Annotated in this window: 23 protein-coding genes, 1 tRNA gene and 1 pseudogene; 11 read left to right on the forward strand and 14 right to left on the reverse strand. The window is 70.3% G+C overall.

Going from position 1 to position 19,595, the window contains the following annotated elements; genetic code table 11:
- Positions 1-40: 40 nt before the first annotated feature.
- Entirely contained in the window at positions 41-1,003 is a 963-nt protein-coding gene (gene nth / locus IF28_RS0126565; protein WP_051713887.1) for an endonuclease III, read from the reverse strand.
- Positions 1,004-1,398: 395 nt separating this feature from the next.
- On the opposite strand from nth, the gene IF28_RS0126570 reads away from it, so the two are divergent.
- Positions 1,399-2,073 (forward strand): Crp/Fnr family transcriptional regulator, encoded by a 675-nt coding sequence (locus IF28_RS0126570; protein WP_004928297.1) that lies wholly within the window; start codon positions 1,399-1,401, stop codon positions 2,071-2,073.
- 60 nt (positions 2,074-2,133) lie between these two features.
- On the opposite strand, the gene IF28_RS0126575 is transcribed toward IF28_RS0126570, so the two are convergent.
- The 4 genes from IF28_RS0126575 to IF28_RS38825 form a co-directional block, all read right to left on the reverse strand.
- Positions 2,134-2,964 carry an MBL fold metallo-hydrolase gene (locus IF28_RS0126575; protein WP_030225092.1) on the reverse strand — a complete coding sequence of 277 codons (831 nt, stop codon included), beginning with the start codon at positions 2,962-2,964 and terminating at the stop codon, positions 2,134-2,136.
- Positions 2,961-3,842 (reverse strand): NUDIX hydrolase, encoded by an 882-nt coding sequence (locus IF28_RS0126580; RefSeq protein WP_030225094.1) that lies wholly within the window; start codon positions 3,840-3,842, stop codon positions 2,961-2,963. The genes IF28_RS0126575 and IF28_RS0126580 overlap by 4 nt, the downstream gene beginning before the upstream one ends.
- A gap of 236 nt (positions 3,843-4,078) precedes the next feature.
- A complete protein-coding gene (locus IF28_RS0126585; RefSeq protein WP_030225095.1) occupies positions 4,079-4,546 on the reverse strand; it encodes a RidA family protein in 468 nt (155 codons plus the stop codon).
- The gene (locus IF28_RS38825; protein ID WP_073947089.1) at positions 4,543-4,701 is read right to left on the reverse strand and encodes a DUF4177 domain-containing protein; all 159 of its coding nucleotides are present in this window, start codon (positions 4,699-4,701) and stop codon (positions 4,543-4,545) included. The genes IF28_RS0126585 and IF28_RS38825 overlap by 4 nt, the downstream gene beginning before the upstream one ends.
- Positions 4,702-4,783: 82 nt before the next feature.
- Between IF28_RS38825 and IF28_RS0126595 the strand changes: the two genes are divergently transcribed.
- Positions 4,784-5,761 (forward strand): ArsA family ATPase, encoded by a 978-nt coding sequence (locus IF28_RS0126595; protein ID WP_030225097.1) that lies wholly within the window; start codon positions 4,784-4,786, stop codon positions 5,759-5,761.
- A 112-nt stretch (positions 5,762-5,873) separates the two neighbouring features.
- Positions 5,874-7,301 carry an ArsA family ATPase gene (locus IF28_RS0126600; protein ID WP_030225099.1) on the forward strand — a complete coding sequence of 476 codons (1,428 nt, stop codon included), beginning with the start codon at positions 5,874-5,876 and terminating at the stop codon, positions 7,299-7,301.
- 71 nt (positions 7,302-7,372) lie between these two features.
- Here the strand turns inward: IF28_RS0126600 and wblA are convergent, their stop codons facing one another.
- Entirely contained in the window at positions 7,373-7,711 is a 339-nt protein-coding gene (gene wblA / locus IF28_RS0126605) for a transcriptional regulator WblA (RefSeq protein ID WP_030225101.1), read from the reverse strand.
- Positions 7,712-8,141: 430 nt separating this feature from the next.
- Here wblA and IF28_RS0126610 point away from each other — a divergent pair, with 430 nt between their 5' ends.
- From IF28_RS0126610 to IF28_RS0126630, 5 genes are all read left to right on the forward strand, one after another.
- Positions 8,142-10,433: a transglycosylase domain-containing protein gene (locus tag IF28_RS0126610; RefSeq protein ID WP_030225104.1), complete on the forward strand. Its 2,292-nt coding sequence runs from the start codon at positions 8,142-8,144 to the stop codon at positions 10,431-10,433.
- A gap of 267 nt (positions 10,434-10,700) precedes the next feature.
- Positions 10,701-11,156: a transposase gene (locus IF28_RS36545; RefSeq protein ID WP_037894085.1), complete on the forward strand. Its 456-nt coding sequence runs from the start codon at positions 10,701-10,703 to the stop codon at positions 11,154-11,156.
- A 253-nt stretch (positions 11,157-11,409) separates the two neighbouring features.
- A complete protein-coding gene (locus IF28_RS0126620) occupies positions 11,410-11,835 on the forward strand; it encodes a PASTA domain-containing protein (RefSeq protein ID WP_158713717.1) in 426 nt (141 codons plus the stop codon).
- A gap of 46 nt (positions 11,836-11,881) precedes the next feature.
- A complete protein-coding gene (locus IF28_RS0126625) occupies positions 11,882-12,277 on the forward strand; it encodes a hypothetical protein (protein ID WP_030225111.1) in 396 nt (131 codons plus the stop codon).
- A gap of 62 nt (positions 12,278-12,339) precedes the next feature.
- Positions 12,340-12,774, forward strand: coding sequence for a hypothetical protein (locus IF28_RS0126630; protein WP_158713718.1), 435 nt, complete (start codon positions 12,340-12,342; stop codon positions 12,772-12,774).
- A 103-nt stretch (positions 12,775-12,877) separates the two neighbouring features.
- On the opposite strand, the gene IF28_RS0126635 is transcribed toward IF28_RS0126630, so the two are convergent.
- Together IF28_RS0126635 and IF28_RS0126640 are read right to left on the reverse strand one after the other, a co-directional pair.
- Positions 12,878-13,129, reverse strand: a complete 252-nt coding sequence (locus tag IF28_RS0126635) for a response regulator transcription factor (RefSeq protein ID WP_051713897.1) — start codon at positions 13,127-13,129, stop codon at positions 12,878-12,880.
- Positions 13,130-13,267: 138 nt separating this feature from the next.
- Positions 13,268-13,732, reverse strand: a complete 465-nt coding sequence (locus IF28_RS0126640; RefSeq protein WP_030225117.1) for a GatB/YqeY domain-containing protein — start codon at positions 13,730-13,732, stop codon at positions 13,268-13,270.
- 103 nt (positions 13,733-13,835) lie between these two features.
- Here IF28_RS0126640 and IF28_RS0126645 point away from each other — a divergent pair, with 103 nt between their 5' ends.
- From IF28_RS0126645 to IF28_RS0126655, 3 genes are all read left to right on the forward strand, one after another.
- Positions 13,836-14,762, forward strand: a complete 927-nt coding sequence (locus tag IF28_RS0126645; protein WP_030225119.1) for a metallophosphoesterase — start codon at positions 13,836-13,838, stop codon at positions 14,760-14,762.
- A gap of 160 nt (positions 14,763-14,922) precedes the next feature.
- The gene (locus IF28_RS0126650) at positions 14,923-15,663 is read left to right on the forward strand and encodes a Pr6Pr family membrane protein (RefSeq protein WP_030225120.1); all 741 of its coding nucleotides are present in this window, start codon (positions 14,923-14,925) and stop codon (positions 15,661-15,663) included.
- A 33-nt stretch (positions 15,664-15,696) separates the two neighbouring features.
- Positions 15,697-15,770, forward strand: a tRNA-Pro gene (locus tag IF28_RS0126655).
- A 96-nt stretch (positions 15,771-15,866) separates the two neighbouring features.
- Here IF28_RS0126655 and IF28_RS38120 read toward each other — a convergent pair.
- From IF28_RS38120 to IF28_RS0126685, 6 genes and pseudogenes are all read right to left on the reverse strand, one after another.
- Positions 15,867-16,019, reverse strand: a pseudogene (locus IF28_RS38120) (site-specific integrase); the annotation flags it as partial.
- Between the two features lie 38 nt (positions 16,020-16,057).
- Positions 16,058-16,645, reverse strand: coding sequence for a class IV adenylate cyclase (locus IF28_RS0126665; protein ID WP_030225121.1), 588 nt, complete (start codon positions 16,643-16,645; stop codon positions 16,058-16,060).
- A gap of 12 nt (positions 16,646-16,657) precedes the next feature.
- Positions 16,658-17,320: a class I SAM-dependent methyltransferase gene (locus IF28_RS0126670; RefSeq protein WP_030225122.1), complete on the reverse strand. Its 663-nt coding sequence runs from the start codon at positions 17,318-17,320 to the stop codon at positions 16,658-16,660.
- A gap of 145 nt (positions 17,321-17,465) precedes the next feature.
- Complete coding sequence (locus IF28_RS39970; RefSeq protein ID WP_234325347.1) at positions 17,466-17,879, reverse strand: AAA family ATPase; 414 nt, start codon at positions 17,877-17,879, stop codon at positions 17,466-17,468.
- Complete coding sequence (locus IF28_RS0126680) at positions 17,872-18,774, reverse strand: radical SAM protein (protein WP_030225123.1); 903 nt, start codon at positions 18,772-18,774, stop codon at positions 17,872-17,874. Before IF28_RS0126680 ends, IF28_RS39970 begins: the two co-directional genes overlap by 8 nt.
- Positions 18,775-18,846: 72 nt before the next feature.
- Positions 18,847-19,572, reverse strand: a complete 726-nt coding sequence (locus IF28_RS0126685; RefSeq protein WP_051713889.1) for an HAD family hydrolase — start codon at positions 19,570-19,572, stop codon at positions 18,847-18,849.
- Positions 19,573-19,595: the final 23 nt, after the last annotated feature.

Raw genomic sequence — 19,595 nt, forward strand, 5'->3', positions numbered from 1 at the left:
CCCCGAGATCGTTCCGCGGGCCGCCGCGGGTACCACCGCGTCATCCGGCGCCCAGGGGCGGGGCGGGCCTGCCGCCGGCGTCCAGATAGGCCTGCGGGGGCTTCAGACGCTGGCCGGGGAGGCCGCCCTTCTCGTACTTGAGCAGCTTCCTCGCCTTCTCCGGATCCGTCTCGCCCTCGCCGTACGCCGGGCAGAGCGGGGCGATGGGGCAGGCGCCGCAGGCGGGCTTGCGGGCGTGGCAGATGCGGCGGCCGTGCCAGATCACGTGGTGGGAGAGGTCGGTCCAGTCACTCTTGGGGAAGAGCGCGCCGACGGCCGCCTCGATCTTGTCGGGGTCGGTCTCCGCGGTCCAGCGCCAGCGGCGCACGAGGCGCTGGAAGTGGGTGTCCACGGTGATGCCGGGCCTCCCGAACGCGTTGCCGAGCACGACGAACGCGGTCTTGCGGCCGACGCCGGGCAGTTTGACGAGGTCCTCGAGCCGGCCCGGCACCTCGCCGCCGAAGTCCTCCGTCAGCGCCTTCGACAGCCCTATGACCGACTTGGTCTTGGCGCGGAAGAAGCCGGTGGGGCGCAGGATCTCCTCCACCTCCTCGGGGTTGGCGGCGGCCAGGTCCTCGGGGGTGGGGTACTTCGCGAACAGGGCGGGGGTCGTCTGGTTGACGCGCAGGTCGGTGGTCTGGGCGGACAGCACGGTGGCGACGACGAGTTGGAAGGGGTTCTCGAAGTCCAGCTCCGGGTGCGCGTAGGGGAACACCTCGGCGAGTTCACGGTTGATCCGGCGCGCACGGCGGACCAGCGCGGTGCGCGACTCGTCCTCGACCGGCTTGACGACGGTCTTCACCGGGGCGGCCCGCACGGTCGCGGTGGCCTTCTTGGGGGCGACGAGCTGCTTCTTGGGCGGCGGGGCCTTCTTGACGGCGGCGGACTTCGCGGCGCCGGCCGTCTTCTTCGCGGCGGGCGCCTTCTTGGCCGCCGCGGGACTCTTCTTCCCCGGCTTCTCCACCGGTGTGCTCGCCTCCTCGGCCGTCCCGCTCGCGCGGGGCGTCGGTCGTTCCTTCTTCAACGGCGACCTCTTTGCCGTTTTCGCCGGTTCCCTACCACCATCGGAGCCCTGTTCGCCCACAGCGGAATCGCGACGTACTGCCACCCGCGCAGCCCCCTCGGCCTGTGCTCTCACCGGCGATTTGGACACCCGGCCAGCCTACGGCCCGGCACCGACATCCGCCCCGGACCCGGAGGACCGGCGTCCAATTGGACCCCTGCCGCTCACCCCGACCGGCCCGTACGGCATCCTTGTGACAGATCACACTGTTTGGACCGTCCTGCAAAATGGGAACCACGGTCCCCTGGTACGTGGGGGTACAAGATCCCCTGAGCAGGTCGACAAGGAGAGAACTCGTGGACGACGTTCTGCGGCGGAATCCGCTCTTCGCGGCGCTCGACGACGAGCAGGCCGCCGAGCTTCGCGCCTCCATGAGTGAGGTGACCCTCGCACGGGGCGACTCCCTGTTCCACGAGGGCGACCCCGGCGACCGCCTGTACGTGGTCACCGAGGGCAAGGTCAAGCTGCACCGCACGTCCCCCGACGGCCGCGAGAACATGCTGGCCGTGGTCGGCCCGGGCGAGCTGATCGGCGAGCTGTCGCTGTTCGACCCCGGCCCGCGCACCGCGACCGCCACGGCGCTCACGGAGGTCAAGCTGCTGGCCCTCGGCCACGGCGACCTGACGCCCTGGCTGAGCGCCCGCCCCGAGGTGGCCACGGCGCTGCTGCGGGCCGTCGCGCGCCGGCTGCGCAAGACCAACGACGCCATGTCGGACCTGGTCTTCTCGGACGTCCCGGGCCGTGTCGCGCGCGCCCTGCTGGACCTCTCGCGCCGCTTCGGTGTGCAGTCCGAGGAGGGCATCCACGTCGTGCACGACCTCACGCAGGAGGAGCTGGCCCAGCTGGTCGGCGCCTCCCGCGAGACGGTCAACAAGGCCCTGGCGGACTTCGCGCAGCGCGGCTGGCTCCGCCTGGAGGCCCGCGCGGTGATCCTCCTGGACGTCGAACGCCTTGCCAAGCGCTCCCGCTGACCCCTCGCGGCCCCGTCTTCCCGGAAGGCGGGGCCGCGTCGTGTCCGCGGCCTTCCGGCCCTAGATGAGCCCGTGCTCGTGCAGGTACTCCAGTTGGGCGCGGACCGAGAGTTCCGCGGCCGGCCACAGGGAGCGGTCGACGTCGGCGTAGACGTGGGTGACGACCTCGGGCGGGGTGCGGTGCCCGTTCTCGACGGCCGTCTCGACCTGGGCGAGGCGGTGGGCGCGGTGGGCGAGGTAGAACTCGACGGCGCCCTGGGCGTCCTCCAGGACGGGACCGTGGCCGGGCAGGACCGTGTGGACGCCGTCGTCGACCGTGAGCGACCTGAGCCGGCGCAGCGTGTCCAGGTAGTCGCCGAGACGGCCGTCGGGGTGGGCCACGACGGTCGTACCCCGGCCCAGGACGGTGTCGCCCGTCAGGACCGCCCGGTCGGCCGGGAGATGGAAGCACAGGGAGTCGGCCGTGTGGCCGGGCGCCGGTACGACCCTCAGCTCCAGGCCGCCGACGGTGACGACGTCCCCGGCGGCCAGCCCCTCGTCGCCGAGCCGCAGCGCCGGGTCCAGTGCCCGTACTTTCGTGCCGGTCAGCTCGGCGAAGCGGGCGGCGCCCTCGGCGTGGTCGGGGTGACCGTGCGTCAGCAGGGTGAGGGCGACGCGCTTCCCGGCCTGCTCCGCGGTCGCTACGACGTGCCGCAGATGCCCGTCGTCCAGCGGGCCCGGGTCGACCACGACCGCGAGGTCGGAGTCCGGTTCCGACAGGATCCACGTGTTGGTGCCGTCCAGGGTCATCGCCGACGGGTTGGGGGCGAGGACGTTGACGGCACGCGCGGTGGCGGGACCGGAGAGGACTCCGCCCCGCGGTTGGCCGGGAAGGGTGCTCGCGTCCGTCATGCGGGGGCTCCCCCGGTCGGGATGTGCTTGGTGAACTCGTCGTGCCCCGGCCAGGAGAGCACGATCTCGCCCTCCACCAGGCGCGCGGTGGCCAGCACCGGCGTGAGGTCCCGCGCGGGAGCCGCGTCGAGCGCCTCCGCGGCCGCGCCGTACGCCGTGAGCTGGCGCAGGGTGGCGATGGTCGGGGGCATCATCAGCAGCTCGCCCCGGTCGTACGCGGCGGCCGCCCCGCGCGGGGTGATCCACACCGTGCGGTCGGCCTCCGTGGAGGCGTTGCGGGTGCGCTGCCCCTCGGGGAGCGCGGCGACGAAGAACCACGTGTCGTAGCGGCGCGGCTCGAACTCCGGGGTGATCCAGCGCGTCCACGCGCCGAGCAGGTCCGAGCGCAGGACCAGCCCCCGGCGGTCGAGGAACTCCGCGAACGACGTCTCCCGCGCGACCAGTGCCGCACGGTCCGCCTCCCAGTCCTCGCCCGTGGTGTCGCCGACCACCGAGTCGGGGGTGGGCCCGGCGAGCAGGACGCCCGCCTCCTCGTACGTCTCCCGTACGGCCGCGCAGACGATCGCCTGGGCGTCCGTCCCGTCGACGCCGAGCCTGTCGGCCCACCACGCGCGCGTGGGCCCCGCCCAGCGGACGTGCCGGTCGTCGTCGCGCGGGTCGACGCCACCGCCGGGGTAGGCGTACGCGCCGCCGGCGAACGCCATGGACGTACGCCGGCGCAGCATGTGTACGGCGGGTCCGTCGCCGGTGTCCTTGAGCAGCATGACGGTGGCCGCGCGCCTCGGCACGGCCGGCGTGAGGCCGCCGCCCGCCAGCGCACGGATCCGCTCCGGCCACTCGGGCGGGTACCACTGCCCGCCGGCCTGCGCATTCACCATGGCCGGAGGCTATCCCGTGACGCGCGGATGTTCGAGTGCCCGCCATCGGCGGCGGGGCCGCCACTCGACGTACGCCCCCGGGGCGCGCACCGCGCGGCCGCCCTCCGGCGTCGGACGCCGACGAGCACCTCCCACGCGGGGCGTCGGCCACCCGGGCCCGCGACACCGGCACGACCCGGGGCGAGGACCGGGAGGCGAACCCCGCCCGCACCCGCCCCGCCCCGCCCCGCCGAGGCCTACGCCTCCGTGAGTTCCACCTGGATCTCGACCTCCACCGGCGCGTCCAGCGGGAGGACCGCGACGCCCACGGCGCTGCGGGCGTGAACGCCCTTGTCGCCGAGGACCTCGCCGAGGAGTTCGCTCGCGCCGTTGAGGACGCCCGGCTGGCCGGTGAAGTCCGCGGCGGACGCCACGAAGCCGACGACCTTCACCACACGTGCCACACGGTCCAGGTCCCCGGCGACGGACTTGACCGCGGCGAGGGCGTTCAGCGCGCAGGTGCGCGCCAGCTCCTTCGCCTCCTCGGCGGTGACCTCCGCGCCGACCTTGCCGGTCAGCGGAAGCTTGCCGTCCACCATGGGCAGCTGGCCCGCGGTGAAGACGTAGCGCCCCGAGCGCACGGCCGGCTGGTACGCGGCCAGCGGCGGGACGACCTCCGGCAGGCTCAGGCCCAGCTCGGCCAGTTTCGCCTCGACGGCGCTCATCCCTGCTTCTCGCGCTTCAGGTAGGCCACCAGCTGCTCGGGGTTCGGCCCGGGTACGACCTGGACGAGCTCCCAGCCGTCCTCGCCCCAGGTGTCCAGAATCTGCTTGGTCGCGTGGACGAGCAGCGGCACAGTCGCGTATTCCCACTTGGTCATGCGGCCGACTCTAGCCGCCGTCCGCGCGCGAACCGCCACCCGGAGCCGCCGGTGCGCGCGGGGAGCATTTAGGCTCGAAGGCGTGAGCAGGCTCCAGGTCGTCAGTGGCAAGGGCGGAACCGGCAAGACCACGGTGGCCGCCGCCCTCGCGCTGGCCCTGGCCACGGAGGGGAAGCGGACGCTTCTCGTCGAGGTCGAGGGCCGGCAGGGCATCGCACAGCTCTTCGAGACGGAGGCACTGCCCTACGAGGAACGCAAGATCGCGGTCGCTCCGGACGGCGGCGAGGTGTACGCCCTCGCCATCGACGCCGAGCTGGCCCTTCTGGACTACCTCCAGATGTTCTACAAACTGGGCGGCGCGGGCCGCGCCCTCCGAAAACTCGGCGCGATCGACTTCGCCACGACCGTCGCACCCGGCGTGCGGGACGTCCTGCTCACCGGCAAGGCGTGCGAGGCGGTACGGCGCAAGGACCGCGGCGGGCGGTTCGTCTACGACTACGTCGTGATGGACGCCCCGCCGACCGGCCGCATCACCCGCTTCCTCAACGTCAACGACGAGGTCGCCGGGCTCGCCAAGATCGGCCCGATACACAATCAGGCGCAGGCCGTCATGCGGGTGCTGAAATCGCCGGAGACGGCCGTGCACCTGGTGACGCTGCTGGAGGAGATGCCGGTCCAGGAGACCGCCGACGGCATCGCGGAACTGCGCACCGCGCGGCTTCCGGTGGGGCGTGTCGTCGTGAACATGGTCCGGCCCGAGGTACTGGACGGGGACGGCCTGGAACTCACGGAGTCGGTCCCTCGTTCCTCCATCGCGCGGGCACTGTCGTCCGCCGGCCTCGGTGGCGCGCGGCGCGGGGGACACGCCGAGCGGCTGGTGGACCCGTTGCTCGCGCAGGCGCGGGAGTACGCCGAGCGGTACGCGCTGGAGACCGAGCAGCGCGCCGTGCTGGCGGACCTCGGCGTGCCGTTGCACGAACTTCCGCTGTTCGCGGAGGGCATGGACCTGGCCGGCCTGTACCAACTGGCGAGGAATCTGCGCGGCCAGGGCGTGTCATGACCGGTCACGCCCGCACGGCCCGCGACGGCGTCCGGCACCACCCCCACCCGGGCCGCCGCCATCGCCGTACCGGCCCCGTCACGAGCCGCAAGCACCGGAAGCAGGGGATGTCATGAGTCCACAACCGGCGCGGTCCCAGGACCCGGCACGTCACCGCCTCTCCCCCACTCGCACGCTCGACGTCGACCCGCTGATCGAGGACCCCGCCACCCGGATCGTGGTGTGCTGCGGCTCGGGCGGGGTCGGCAAGACGACCACCGCGGCGGCGCTGGGCCTGCGCGCGGCCGAGCGGGGACGCAAGGTGGTGGTCCTCACCATCGACCCGGCCCGCCGGCTCGCCCAGTCCATGGGCATCGACTCGCTGGACAACACCCCGCGCCGGGTGAAGGGCATCGACGACTCCGCGGGCGGTGAACTGCACGCGATGATGCTCGACATGAAGCGCACCTTCGACGAGATCGTCGAGGCGCACGCGGACTCGGAGCGGGCCTCCGCGATCCTGGGCAACCCCTTCTACCAGTCGCTCTCGGCGGGCTTCGCGGGCACGCAGGAGTACATGGCGATGGAGAAGCTGGGCCAGCTGCGGTCCAGGGACGAGTGGGACCTCATCGTGGTCGACACCCCGCCCTCGCGTTCCGCGCTGGACTTCCTGGACGCGCCCAAGCGGCTCGGGTCCTTCCTCGACGGCAAGCTGATCCGTGTCCTGCTGGCCCCCGCGAAGGTGGGCGGCCGCGCGGGGATGAAGTTCCTGAACGTCGGGATGTCGATGATGACCGGCGCCCTCGGCAAGGTGCTGGGCGGGCAGCTGCTGAAGGACGTGCAGACGTTCGTGGCGGCGATGGACTCGATGTTCGGCGGGTTCCGTACGCGCGCGGACGCCACGTACAAGCTGCTGCAGGCGCCCGGGACGGCGTTCCTGGTGGTGGCGGCCCCGGAGCGGGACGCGCTGCGCGAGGCCGCGTACTTCGTGGAGCGGCTGGCGGCGGAGGACATGCCCCTGGCCGGCCTCGTGCTCAACCGGGTCCATGGCAGCGGCGCGGACGGGCTGTCGGCCGAGCGGGCGCTGGCCGCCGCGGAAAATCTTGAGGACTCCCGCATTGTGGATCAGGAGGGCGGGAAAGCTGGACTTCGTAACTCTCCCGAAACGTACGGCAGTTCAGAACCCCTGGCGTCATCGGACGTCCCCGACGGAGGCTCCCCCGCCCCCACGGACACCGACGCCACAGACACGGACACGGACACCGATGGCGCGGACACAGACGGCACGGACGTCGACGACACCGGCCTCGACGGCACGGACGACACGGACGCGGACCGGTCCGTCGACCGGCTCACCGCTGGCCTGCTGAGGCTGCACGCCGAGCGGATGCGGCTGCTCTCACGCGAGCAGCGCACACGCGACCGCTTCACCGCGCTGCACCCCGAGGTGGCGGTGACCGAGGTGGCCGCGCTGCCCGGCGACGTGCACGACCTCGCGGGGCTGCGGGACATCGGCGACCGGCTCGCGACCGACCGGCCGGAGCTGCCCGAAACACCCTGAACCGGACGGGCGAACGCCCGGCTCCGGAGCCGAGGAACCCCCGGCCCCGGCTGAGTGCCCCCCGAGGGCCCTCAGCCCACCGCCGCGAGGTTCTCGTACACCTCGTCGTCGTCGAGCGGCACGACACCCGACCCCCGCTCGTACTCCGAGCGCGCGGTCTCCAGCAGCCTGCGCCATGAGGTCACGGTCGGCCGCCGGCGCAGCAACGCGCGGCGCTCACGCTCCGTCATGCCTCCCCATACGCCGAACTCGACGCGGTTGTCGAGCGCGTCGGCCAGGCATTCGGTACGTACCGGACATCCGGTGCACACCGCCTTGGCCCTGTTCTGCGCTGCTCCCTGAACGAACAGTTCATCCGGATCGGTAGTGCGGCAGGCAGCCTGCGCACTCCAGTCGGTAACCCAGCCCATACCGGCGCCGTCCTCTCCCGAATCGAGGCTCCCCCACGGCGGCAGCGGCATATTCACCGCCGCCAGTTGAGGACGTTACGGAAGGTGGGCACGGCGCAACACCCCCAGCGGGCCCAATCTTGAATGGCCCGAACGGACTATGGGTAAGCGGCAGATCACCCGGGGGAGTGAGGGGGCGACATGCGTGACGAAACCGGCAATCCTGGTCAATTCAGTTGCGTCACAACGGACACCGCATGACACACGAGGCGGATCCGGACACGCACTCAACATCCCTCGACGCAAACCCGTACGAAAAAAGTCGAGGAGATCCGGAACGATTCGGGGTCGCCGGACGTATTGATACGTGGCCTCACTGCTGTGACAGTTGAGAGCAGCTTAGGCCAAGGCATATACGCTTGTCCGGCGAATGAGAACGTAGGCTGCTCCCATGCCAAAGAAGCGCTCGGGCGGTGGTCTGTCCTCCACGCAGCAGGCCGCCAAGTTCCTCGGTGTCAGTGTCCTCGCGGGTGCCGTCATGGCCGGCATCGCGCTGCCCGCCGTCGGCGCGCTCGGCCTGGCGGCCAAGGGATCGGTCGAGAGCTTCGACGAGCTCCCGGCCAATCTCAAGACGCCGCCGCTGAGCCAGCGCACCAGCATCCTCGACGCGAACGGCGGCCAGATCGCCACCGTCTACTCGCGCGACCGCACGGTGGTCCCCCTCAAGAACGTCTCGCCGTATCTGCAGAAGGCGATCGTCGCGATCGAGGACTCGCGCTTCTACGAGCACGGCGCGGTCGACCTGAAGGGCGTCCTGCGCGCGCTCAACAAGAACGCGCGCAGCGGTGAGGTCTCCGAGGGCGCGTCCACGCTCACCCAGCAGTATGTGAAGAACGTCTTCGTCGAGGAGGCGGGCGACGACCCGACGAAGGTCGCGCAGGCCACCCAGCAGACCATCGGCCGCAAGATCGCGGAACTGAAGTACGCGATCCAGGTCGAGGAGGAGCTGGGCAAGAAGAAGATCCTCGAGAACTATCTGAACATCACCTTCTTCGGCCAGCAGGCGTACGGCGTCGAGGCCGCCGCCCATCGCTACTTCTCCAAGTCCGCCAAGGACCTCAACCTCCAGGAGTCCGCCCTCCTCGCCGGCATCGTCCAGTCGCCGAGCCGGTACGACCCGGTCAACGACGAGGCGGAGGCGAAGAAGCGGCGCAATGTCGTCATCGCGCGGATGGCCCAGGTCGGCGACGTCTCGCAGGCGCAGGCCGACAAGGCGGCGAAGGCCCCGCTGGGCCTGAAGATCAGCAAGCCGAAGAACGGCTGCATCACCGCGGTCGACGACGCCGGCTTCTTCTGCGACTACGTGCGCAACGTGTTCCTCAACGACCCGGTCTTCGGCAAGACCAAGGAGGACCGGGCCAAGATCTGGAACCAGGGCGGTCTGACGATCCGTACGACGCTGGACCCGCAGGCGCAGAGCTCGGTGCGGCAGTCGCTGAAGGACCACGTCAACGCCAGCGACGAGGTCTCCGCCGCGACCACCCTGGTCGAGCCCGGCACCGGCAAGATCGTCGCGATGGGGCAGTCGAAGCCGTACGGCACCAACGCCAAGCAGCACGAGACCGTGATCAACTACTCGGTCGACTACGCGATGGGGACGAGCAACGGCTTCCCGACGGGCTCGACGTTCAAGCCGTTCGTGGCCGCCGCCGCCCTCGAGGAGGGCCGCCCGGCGACCCAGGAGTACCCCTCGCCGTACGAACTGACGGTGCCGAGCCCGATCCAGACGTGCGACAAGCCGTACACCAACGAAGACGGCACCAAGATCCCGAACGAGAACGAGTCGGAGAAGGGCCCCTACCGGCTGAAGAAGGCGATGGCCCTCTCGGTCAACACCTACTTCATCGAGATGGTCGCGGACATCGGCCTCTGCCCGGTCACCAAGATGACCGACAAGCTGCACATCAAGCAGGGCACCGGCAAGAACCTCCCGCAGGTCCCCTCGATCGCCCTCGGCACCGAGTCCGTCTCCCCGCTCACCATGGCGTCCGCGTACGCCGCCTTCGCCAACCGCGGCATGTACTGCACGCCCATCGCCATCGAGGCGGTCACGCAGCGGGTGGGCGAGACGAAGAAGAGCCTCGAGGTGCCGAAGTCCACCTGCTCGCGGGCGATGTCGGAGGGCACGGCCGACACCATCAACGCGCTGCTCAAGGGCGTGGTCGACTCCGGTACCGGCCAGCAGGCCGGCCTCGGCGACCGGGACAACGCGGGCAAGACCGGTACGACCGACGAGCGCCGCAACGCCTGGTTCGTCGGCTACACGCCCAACCTCTCGGGCGCCGTCTGGGTCGGCAGCGCCACCCAGCAGGTCAAGATGCGGAACATCACCATCGGCGGTGTCTACCACGACCTGGTCTACGGCTCCGACACTCCGGGCCCGATCTGGAAGGACGCCATGACCGGCGCCCTGGTGGGCAAGGGGGCCGACTCCTTCGTGCCGGTCAACATCCCCGACCCGGACAAGGAGCGCGAGGAGCGCGAGGACCGCGCAAAGCCGGGCCGCGGCCAGGACGACGGCGGCAACGGCGACAACGAGGGCAACGGCAACGGGGGCGAAGGCCTCCTCGGCGGTCTGACCGACGGCGGCAACAACGGCGGGAACGACGGAGGCGGCGGCACCGAGCCGACGTTCCCCGAGGGCTTCTTCCGGGGCAACGACAACGGCGGCGGACGCGGGTAACGGCTCGGCCGATCCGCGCCCGTACGGCGACGAAAGCAGGGCCCGCCGGCCAACCGGCGGGCCCTGCGCCGTTCCGCACCCGGTGTCGTCTCCCGGCGGGCTGCCGGGGGGTCACGCCCTGGCACAGCACCTCTCTGACGTGACACCGCTCTGGCGTAACGCGGCTCTGGCGCAACACCGTTCCGGCGTAACGCCGCTCTGGCGTAATTGCGACAACCTGGCCTCCCCCTGTCGCCGTCTCATGTGGTGCCGACGACGATGGTGAGCATGACTGGCGATCTTTCCCGACGGCTGGTCACCGACGAGTTGTGGACGCTGACGGAGCCGCTGCTGCCGGCGTTCGCACCCCGCCGGCAGGGCGGGGGCACGGCTCCCGTGGACGAGCGGGTGGTGTTCACCGCGGTGGTCTACGTGCTGACCAGCGGATGCGCCTGGCGGTCGCTGCCGGCCTGGCTCGAGATCTCACCGGCGACCGCGCACCGCCGCTTCACCGGCTGGACGAAGGCGGGCGTGTGGCAACGGCTGCACCGCGCCGCGGTGCGTGACGGGCTCGCGGGCGCGGGCGAGGCCGACTGGGCCGCCGTGATCGCGAAGGCCGCGACACTGCGGGCCGGACAGCGGACCGGGACCGGTCCGGGCTCGCGAAGATCACCACACGAGACGCACACGAAGTCGCAGAAGCACTCAGCAAGCACCCAATTCGGGCAGCATCAAAACCCTTGACTCCCCCCATTTCCCTGGTGTTCCTTTGATCATCATGTGCATGAGGGGAGGACAGTGATTCATGGGTTTCCGGAACATCCGCGAGAGGCGAATACGCCGCTTCCTGACAAGCGCGGTGGTCACTCTGACCGTTCTGACCGGTATCACCGCGTGCGGCTCGGACACAGCCGGGGAAACGCGCGAGGAACCTGTCGCGGCATCCGACGCCAGTGAATCCCCCACCCGCCCGGCCGAGGGCCCGCTCTACACCGCCATGACGGAAAAGGCGGACGAGGGCAAGGGGTTCTCGCTCCGCGACGCGACGGGCCTGGACCGGCATGTGAGTCCGGCTCACGCGAAGAAATTCAAGGTCTGTTTCGAGAAGGAGAAACCGAACCTCAGAGCAGTGGTCCTCTACGCGGTCCGGAATTCCGAGACGTGCCCGCACGAGGTCGGCACCGGAGGCAAGGCCGACGGAACGCCGGACGTCGTGGGCACACGGCTGCGCAAGGCCACCGACCAGCTCGTACTGACGGGATACCCGCCGAAGCACATCCACGTGGACGTCGACGGCGAACCCGTGTCCGAGGCACGCAGCTGGTCGTACGAGGTCTGCCGGCAGAGCCCCGCGGCCGGCACCCCCTTCTCCTCGGACCTGGAGCCACGGCTGGTGATCTCGGCCTCCTGCGCCCAGGACTGACCCGGCAACCGACGGATCCACCACCAGAGAATGACGAGGTAATCCCATGCGCAAGATCGCACGCGCCGCCGCCATACTTCCGATCGTCGCCGCGTTCTGCGTCGGCATGACGGCGACCGCCCAGGCCGAGTCGGACTGCACCGACTACTCCGACAACGGCGGAGCCAAGGCCCAGTTCAAGGCGTACGGCGAGCATCTGCTGGTCGACGACATCTACGCCGACGGAAACTCCGCCGTCGGCGGCATCGAGATCTACGGCGACGGCCACTACTTCTACTGGAACCGGCTCAGCGCGGACGGCGGCGTACGCGACGTCAACCTCGACATCGCCGAGGGGACGACCGTCGTCATCAACGCCTGGCTCGGCAACTGGGACGGCACCGTCACGGGCGGCATCGACTTCACGTCCAACGCCGTCTCGAACTGCCACGCCGTGGCCTGATCCACCCAGCTCGCCCGCACCGATCTTCCGCCCGTAACGACCGGAACAGGAGCGTGATCACCATGCGCAGAACGTTCGCCACCGCGGCCGCCCTCGCGCTGTCGCTGACCGGCCTCGGTGTCGCCACCGCCCCGAGTGCCTCCGCCGCAACGTCGGGCGCCGCCGAGTACGGCTGTCCGGGAAGCCTCGTCGGCACGTACAACACGCCGGCGTCGGGCGAGGTGTGGGGCCAGTTGCGCGTGTACTACTCCTCCGCGAACAGCGGCACCAACTGTGCCGTGCTGCTGGCGAAGAAGTACTACGGCTCGTCCCACTACATGGAAGTGGGCATCAACATCTCCGGCCGCAGCGGCAAGCTCGACTCCGGTGCGTACAAGTACTACGCGGGGCCCGTCACCGTCACCGGTACCAACGGGCACTGCATCGACGTCGGCGGCGGCGAGGACAACGGGGGCATCTGGGCGGGCAGGTCCGTCAAGGGCGTCCACTGCGGATGACCGGACCCGGCTGACACCGCCCTGCCGCCGCCCTCGCGCTTTCCAGGAAAAGCCGCGAGGGCGGCGGCATGCCCGTGACATCACATTCCTCACGGAATGCCGCTCATCCCGTACGGCCGCCACCTGAATTCGGGGACGGGGTGATGTCGGGAATGAGCCCGAGCTCCTGCGCTTTCGCCCCCAGGGCGAAACGGCCGCTCACTCCGAGATCCGACATGATCCTCTGAACGCGACGCTGCACGGTCCGATGACTGACCCCGAGCCGTCGGGCCACGGTCGCGTCGTCGAACCCCTGATAAAGCAGCGTGAGTAAGTCGCGATCGCTTTCGTCTCCCCGGATGACCGATTCCACCATGACCCCCTTCGCCCGGCCGGCCACACGGAACCGGCCCGGCGGAAGCATTCGCCGCCGAGCCGCCTCTGATCAAGACCTCCGGCCGCAATGGCTGAGATACGGACGGGCGGGACGCCGCGGAACCGGACCGGCGGCGGGTCAGCCCGCGAGCAGCTTCTTCACCACGGCGGCGACCCGGCCGCCCTCCGCCTGCCCGGCCACCTTCGGGTTCACGATCTTCATCACGGCGCCCATGGCCCGCGGTCCCTCCGCGCCCGCCGACCTGGCCTCCTCGACGGCCTGGGCGACGATCGCGTTCAGCTCCTCGTCCGACAGCTGCTTGGGCAGGTACTGCGCCAGCACCTCGCCCTCCGCCTTCTCCCGCTCGGCCTGCTCGGGACGGCCGCCCTGCGCGAACGCCTCCGCCGCCTCCCGCCGCTTCTTCGCCTCGCGGGTGATCACCTTCTGCACCTCGTCGTCGGACAGCTCGCGCTTCTCCTTGCCCGCGACCTCCTCCTTGGTGATCGCGGTGAGGGTCAGCCGGAGCGTCGAGGAGCGGAGCTCGTCACGCGCCCTGATCGCGGCGTTGAGGTCGTCGTGCAGCTTCGACTTGAGCGTGGTCATGACTTGATTGTCGCAGGTACGGGCCCGGGCACGCCTGCCGATTTAAGGGCCCCTGGCCCATGGGGCGTTCGGCGGCACCTCGCGGGTCTGACACGATGGACGCATGCGCGCGCGATACGGAATCCCCCTGGGAATCACGGCGGCCGGCGCCGCCGGGCTGCTGTACGCGGCGGGCTTCGAAGCCCGCTCCTTCCGCCTGCGACGGGTGACCATCCCCGTCCTGCCCTCCGGGATGCGCCCCCTGCGCGTGCTCCAGGTATCCGACATCCACATGGTCGGCGGGCAGCGCAAGAAGCAGCGCTGGCTGCGCTCACTGGCCGGCCTGCGCCCCGACTTCGTCCTCAACACGGGCGACAACCTGTCCGACCCCGAGGGCGTACCGGAGGTCCTCGACGCGCTCGGCCCCCTGATGGAGTTCCCGGGGGCGTACGTCTTCGGCTCCAACGACTACTACGGCCCCACGCTCCGCAACCCGGGCCGCTACCTGGTCGAGAAGGTCCAGGGCCGCCACGGCCTGAACGGCAACGCCCCGGTGACCGGCGTCGTCCACAACCCGTGGGAGGACCTGCGGGACGGCTTCGACACGGCCGGCTGGCTGAACCTGACGAACACCAGGGGCACGCTGAAGATCGACGGCACGTCCATCGAGCTGACCGGCCTGGACGACCCCCACATCAAGCGCGACCGCTACACGGAGGTCGCGGGCGGCCCCTCGGACGCGGCGGACTTCTCCATGGGCGTCGTCCACGCCCCGTATCTGCGCGCCCTGGACGCCTTCACGGCCGACGGCTACCCCCTGGTCCTGGCCGGCCACACCCACGGCGGCCAGCTCTGCATCCCCTTCTACGGCGCCCTGGTCACCAACTGCGACCTGGACACGGACCGCGTGAAGGGCCTGTCCACGCACACCTCCGGCGGCCACACGTCCTACCTCCACGTGTCGGCGGGCTGCGGCACCAGCCGCTACACCCCGGTCCGCTTCGCCTGCCCCCCGGAGGCGACGCTGATGACACTGGTGAGCCGGGACTGACGCCCTTCGGCGGGGCGGGACCGAGGTTCCTCGGCCAGCCGGGGCTGACGCCCTCGGGCCGGCCGGAGGCCGACGCCCTCGCTGGGCCGGGTCCCCGCACGATCACCCGTCCGGCCCACCCGCATCGCCCCGGACCGGTCATCCGCCCACGCTGGGGTGCATGACCGCCCCGATACCCAGGGACCTCCCGGACATCCCCGCCCTGCCGCGCACGCACCCGGCGTCGGCCGCCCTCTACGCCCCCGCCAGAGCCGTCGTCCCCCTGGTACGCCGCCCGCTGGCAGCGGCGTACCGCCTGCTCCTGGCCCTGCTGGCGACGGCCGCCGTACTGGCCGAGGCCCTCCTCGGCAGCGCGCCCCGGATCCTGAGCTACTTCGTGATCCAGAGCACGGTCCTGCTGGCCCTGGTCATGCTGGCCTCGGCCCACCGGGCCTGGAGCGCCCGCCACCCGCTCCCGGCCGCCCTCACGGGAGCGACCCTGCTCTACGTGGCGACGGCATCCCTGGTCCACCACATCCTCGTGGCGCCCTCCACGATGACCGGCGACACCTCCCGCCTGGACTCACTCGCCGCCCACACCCTGTACACGGTGCTCCCCGTCGCGGCGGCCCTGGACTGGCTCCTCCTGACCCCGCCGGCCCGCACCCACCTCCGCCAGGCCACCACCTGGATGCTGTACCCCCTGGCCTACCTGGCCTTCACCCTGGTCCGCGGCGAACTCGCCCCCGGCTACCTCTACCCCTTCCTCGACGTCGCCCGGCACGGCTACCGCAGCGTCCTCGCCAACGCCCTCCTCCTCGGCCTCGCCTGCTACGCCCTCGCCGTCCTCCTCGTGGCCCTGGACCACGCCCGCCCCCGCCCCCGCAAAACCGGATTTCGTCCACGGCCTCCGGTGGGCTAAAGTAAACGTCGTCGCCGCGACAGCAGCGACAATCGGGGTGTAGCGCAGCTTGGCAGCGCGCTTCGTTCGGGACGAAGAGGTCGTGGGTTCAAATCCCGCCACCCCGACAGCCGAAACACCAGGTGAGGCACCTACTCAATTGAGTAGGTGCCTCACCTGTTTCGTGTGCGTGTCTATCTGCGTGACTACCGCGTCCCGCGTGTCTATGGCCGCTGCGGATCAGCACCGAAGATCCCGTCCATGACCACGGCGCCGGTCTGGATCACGGGCCGGATCTGCTTCCAGTAGACCTCCTCGGTCACGGCCGTCCCGGAGTGCCCGACGAGCCGGGAGATCACTTCCAGCGGTACGCAACGGTACGGCTTCCGTGAGCATGACTTGTCTGACCTCTTGATCAGTGGCTGCGGACAGCGGAGGCAGCGTCCTCCTGCTTCTCGGCGTCGGAGAACAGGAGGGTGGGCTCGGCGAGGATGTCGCGGCCGACCTCGCTCTTGTAGATCTCGTCGACGCTGCCGAATCGGGCTTCGGAGTAGTCGAGGTCCAGCAACGTGGCGGCCTGGCGGACCGATGCCTCGTCGGGCCCCTCGATCTCCAGGAAGGCGGGGAGATCGGGCCAGGTGTCGAAGTCGAAGGCGACCTCGCCCAGGCGCCACTCCTCGCGGTAGTTCTCCTGGTAGCGGACTTCGGTGAGGCCGACCCGGCGCAGGATGTCGGCCATGGCGTGCAGGTCGGACACCTCGGTCTCGATCTCCTTTGTGCCGTCGATCGTGGTGGCGTCGGTGACCTGCTTGAGCGTGAGCGTAGACCGGGTGCCTTCGTCCCGAAGGCGGACCCAGGCCCCGCCGTCGAGGGAGTCGTTCTCGAAGATCTTGCGGGTGAGGAGGGTGCGGGGGAACGCCTGGACGGCTCCGAGGGCGGTCAGCTTGGCCTGGAGGTCGGCGGCGTCGACGGCCAGGAACTTCGCCTCGTACTCGTGATCCATGGGGTCCTTCTCTTAGATGTGGTCGGTGAAGGGGGACGTTCGGGCTGCCATGAGCAGGCCCATGCGGTGGGTGTGGTCGTTCGGCTGGCCGACGTGGGCCCGTTCCGTGAACTCGTTCGTGCGCAGGGTGAGCAGGATTTCCCAGTCACCGATGAAGTGAGGGAGCAGGCGCTCGGGGGAGGTGTAGTGCTCGGTCATGTGGTGGCGTCTTTCGACGGGCATCATGAACTCCGCACCGAACACACCGCCCGGGCGGACCAGGCGTTGCATGCGGTCGACGAACTCGGCGAGCGGGCGGTGGTGGTTGGCACTGTAGTGCCACGAGCAGCTCGTCCAGACCGCCTCGCACTGCACGCCCAGGGGCTTGCCCTCGAGGAAGTCGTCCTCAACCACGTGGACGCGGGAATGGAGTTCTTCGAGCTTCAGCCGGTCGATCAGGCCCATCGCGTGGGCCTCGCTGTCACCCGGAAGGCGTACCTCGCCTCCGTGCAGGGCAAGCGTGTCGCGTTCGATGGCGACCACGTGGTAGCCGGCGGCGGCCAGCGGCAGGACGAACTTGCCGTCGCTCGCGCCGACGACCGCGACGGTGGCATCAGGGGCGACGCGCTCGCGCAGTGTGCCGAGGAACTGGGGGAAGAAGGTGAGGGTGTGCTCCCACAGGCTCTGGGTCTGCATGGGAGTTCGCTCCTTGCCTGTCGGTTTCTGTGATCACGCGGAGGACCTCTTCGGGGCTGCGCCCCGTGGTGTCGACGCGGCGCATCGGGAACGAGGCGTAGGCGTCGGTCATCTGGTCCGGGACGGTTTCGATCAGTGCGTCCCACTACGTCGCGGGCTTGTCCCGGGCGGCCAGACGACGGCGGCGTTCGTCGTCGCCGCAGACGAGGTAGTACGTGACGGGTGTCGGGAGCCGACGCGGCAGCGTGACGCCGAGCCGAGCCCCCATGGCCCGGTGGGTGGCGAGGCACCGGGCGAAGTAGCTCTCGACGACTACGGGGACGCCGGCGTTGAGGTGGCTCTGGATTTCCTCGGCCGCGGTGAACAGCGCGGAGAGGTAGAGGCACATTCGCGCTTCGACGTTGGTCCGCTGGTCCACGGCCGCTCTGAGGGGCTGGTACAGGGCGGGCACGGTGGGGACGAGGACGGCTTGGCGGGCGGCGGCGAGCATCGGGGCGACGGTCGACTTGCCGGTGCCTCGTAAGCCCTCCAGGCTCTCGAATCGCGGGTGATCAGGCACGGGCGTACACCACGTCCGGCACCGCGAGCGTGAGCTCGTCGCTGGCCGAGGGCTGGTGGACGATGCGGCCGGCGCTCTTCTCGTACCAGAAGGCGTGAGAGTCCTTGCCCACGGCCTTGCAGGACATGGTCAGGGCACCACGCGGGTCGGCCTCGATGCGGTCGATCTCGCGGGGCCCGCCGGTCGGGGCGCAGAGCTGTGGGGCGCCGTGCTCGGAGAGGTCCTCGTCGACGATCACCTCCAGGGGCAGGTTGGCCGCCGCGAGCTCTTCGCGGAGCCGGCCGTAGGCGGCAGGCCCGGTGACCAGTAGCTCGGGGTGGTCGGCGGCGTTGCCTACGGGCCGCAGGTGGTGGAGCTTGAGTTGCTGGACCCCGAGTCGGGCCATGATGCCGGCGAGGGGGAGTACCTCACCGATGTTCCGTGAGGTCACGGTCATGGTCGCGCCGGTCGGCACTCCGAGGTCCCGTGCCAGGCTCAGTGCGTTGAGGGCGCTCTGGTAGCTGCCGTGCCTGCGGATGCCGTCGTTGGTCGATCCGACGCCCTCCAGGGACACCCTGAGGAGGTCCAGATGCGGCGCGATCTCCTTCAAGCGTCGCTCGATCCGGTACCCGTTGGTGCAGATCTCGACGCGCTGGCCCAGTGCTTCCTTGGCGTGATGGACGACCTGCGGGAGATCCCGGTACACGAAGGGCTCCCCGCCGAGCAGGGTGACCTCCTCCGTGCCGTACTCGTCGCGCATCAGAGTGAGGAGGCAAGCGGCTTCGTCGGCGGTGAAGGCGTCCGCGTACTGAAGCCGCTTGCCGTGGAAGCAGTGCAGGCACGTGAAGTTGCAGCGGTAGAGCAGCTGCAGGTACAGCATCCGGATCTTCCTGATCCCGGTAACTTCCCTGATCACTTGGGCTCCTTCGGCTGGCTGCCTTTCGGGAACCCGATCGTGGCTGTCTGCCCGGGGACCTCGTCACCGCGTTCAGGGACGGCCCGAGGACGTCCTGGGACGTTTTCCGTCACCTGCGAACGACTCCAGGACGCTTAGAAGGCGTTGGGCGTCTGCCAGGTCCGGCAGAACCTCGGGGGCGCCAGCCGCTGCGAGCTCCGCGCGACCGTGCAGACCGGAGGCGACGGCGACGATCCCGCACCCCGTGGCCAGGGCAGCCTCCACATCGCGAGGGGTGTCCCCGACCAAGACGATGGGCGTGTCGACCCGGACGCCACGAAGCCGCCGCACTCGCTCGCGGGCGACCGAGACCAGATCGGAACGGAGATCGGCGTCCGCTCCGTAGGCGCCCACCGGCAGGTCCAGCAAGGATTCGAGGCCGAACGCGGAGAGCTTCACACGGGCGTTGGCCGCGATGTTGCCGGTCAGGACAGAGGAGACCCAGCCGCTCCGTGCCGAGGCGGCCTTCAATGCCTCATGGGCTCCTGGCAAGGCCCATCCACGCAAGCGCAGAGCGTCCCGGCGCTCATTCCCTGCCCGTTCGAGGGCGGCCTCGATGCCGGGCCAGTCGGGCACGGGCAACCCATCCCGAACGAACATGTCGCGCATGATCAGTCGGTCCGTACGCCCCTCGGTCCGTGCCGGCCCCGTCGGCTCGCGCCCCGCAAGCGCCGAGAAGGCGGCGGCGTAGATCTCCTTGCTCACCCCCGCGTTCTCGATGAGGGTGTGGTCGATGTCCCACAGGACGATGAGCTCCATGACGCCAGCGTAAGCAGCAGTCG

Origin of the sequence: Streptomyces sp. NRRL WC-3626 (genome assembly GCF_000718785.1) — a bacterium.
Taxonomy (GTDB): Bacteria; Actinomycetota; Actinomycetes; order Streptomycetales; family Streptomycetaceae; genus Streptomyces; species Streptomyces edwardsiae.

Excerpts from the sequence above, each read along its gene's own strand:
- IF28_RS0126575 (WP_030225092.1), bottom strand. The coding sequence starts at position 2,964 with ATGACGGACGCGAGCACCCTTCCCGGCCAACCGCGGGGCGGAGTCCTC.
- IF28_RS0126580 (WP_030225094.1), bottom strand. The coding sequence starts at position 3,842 with ATGGTGAATGCGCAGGCCGGCGGGCAGTGGTACCCGCCCGAGTGGCCG.
- IF28_RS0126585 (WP_030225095.1), bottom strand. The coding sequence starts at position 4,546 with ATGAGCGCCGTCGAGGCGAAACTGGCCGAGCTGGGCCTGAGCCTGCCG.
- IF28_RS38825 (WP_073947089.1), bottom strand. The coding sequence starts at position 4,701 with ATGACCAAGTGGGAATACGCGACTGTGCCGCTGCTCGTCCACGCGACC.
- IF28_RS0126600 (WP_030225099.1), top strand. The coding sequence starts at position 5,874 with ATGAGTCCACAACCGGCGCGGTCCCAGGACCCGGCACGTCACCGCCTC.
- wblA (WP_030225101.1), bottom strand. The coding sequence starts at position 7,711 with ATGGGCTGGGTTACCGACTGGAGTGCGCAGGCTGCCTGCCGCACTACC.
- IF28_RS0126610 (WP_030225104.1), top strand. The coding sequence starts at position 8,142 with ATGCCAAAGAAGCGCTCGGGCGGTGGTCTGTCCTCCACGCAGCAGGCC.
- IF28_RS36545 (WP_037894085.1), top strand. The coding sequence starts at position 10,701 with ATGACTGGCGATCTTTCCCGACGGCTGGTCACCGACGAGTTGTGGACG.
- IF28_RS0126620 (WP_158713717.1), top strand. The coding sequence starts at position 11,410 with ATGACGGAAAAGGCGGACGAGGGCAAGGGGTTCTCGCTCCGCGACGCG.
- IF28_RS0126625 (WP_030225111.1), top strand. The coding sequence starts at position 11,882 with ATGCGCAAGATCGCACGCGCCGCCGCCATACTTCCGATCGTCGCCGCG.
- IF28_RS0126630 (WP_158713718.1), top strand. The coding sequence starts at position 12,340 with ATGCGCAGAACGTTCGCCACCGCGGCCGCCCTCGCGCTGTCGCTGACC.
- IF28_RS0126635 (WP_051713897.1), bottom strand. The coding sequence starts at position 13,129 with ATGGTGGAATCGGTCATCCGGGGAGACGAAAGCGATCGCGACTTACTC.
- IF28_RS0126640 (WP_030225117.1), bottom strand. The coding sequence starts at position 13,732 with ATGACCACGCTCAAGTCGAAGCTGCACGACGACCTCAACGCCGCGATC.
- IF28_RS0126645 (WP_030225119.1), top strand. The coding sequence starts at position 13,836 with ATGCGCGCGCGATACGGAATCCCCCTGGGAATCACGGCGGCCGGCGCC.
- IF28_RS0126650 (WP_030225120.1), top strand. The coding sequence starts at position 14,923 with ATGACCGCCCCGATACCCAGGGACCTCCCGGACATCCCCGCCCTGCCG.
- IF28_RS0126665 (WP_030225121.1), bottom strand. The coding sequence starts at position 16,645 with ATGGATCACGAGTACGAGGCGAAGTTCCTGGCCGTCGACGCCGCCGAC.
- IF28_RS0126670 (WP_030225122.1), bottom strand. The coding sequence starts at position 17,320 with ATGCAGACCCAGAGCCTGTGGGAGCACACCCTCACCTTCTTCCCCCAG.
- IF28_RS0126685 (WP_051713889.1), bottom strand. The coding sequence starts at position 19,572 with ATGGAGCTCATCGTCCTGTGGGACATCGACCACACCCTCATCGAGAAC.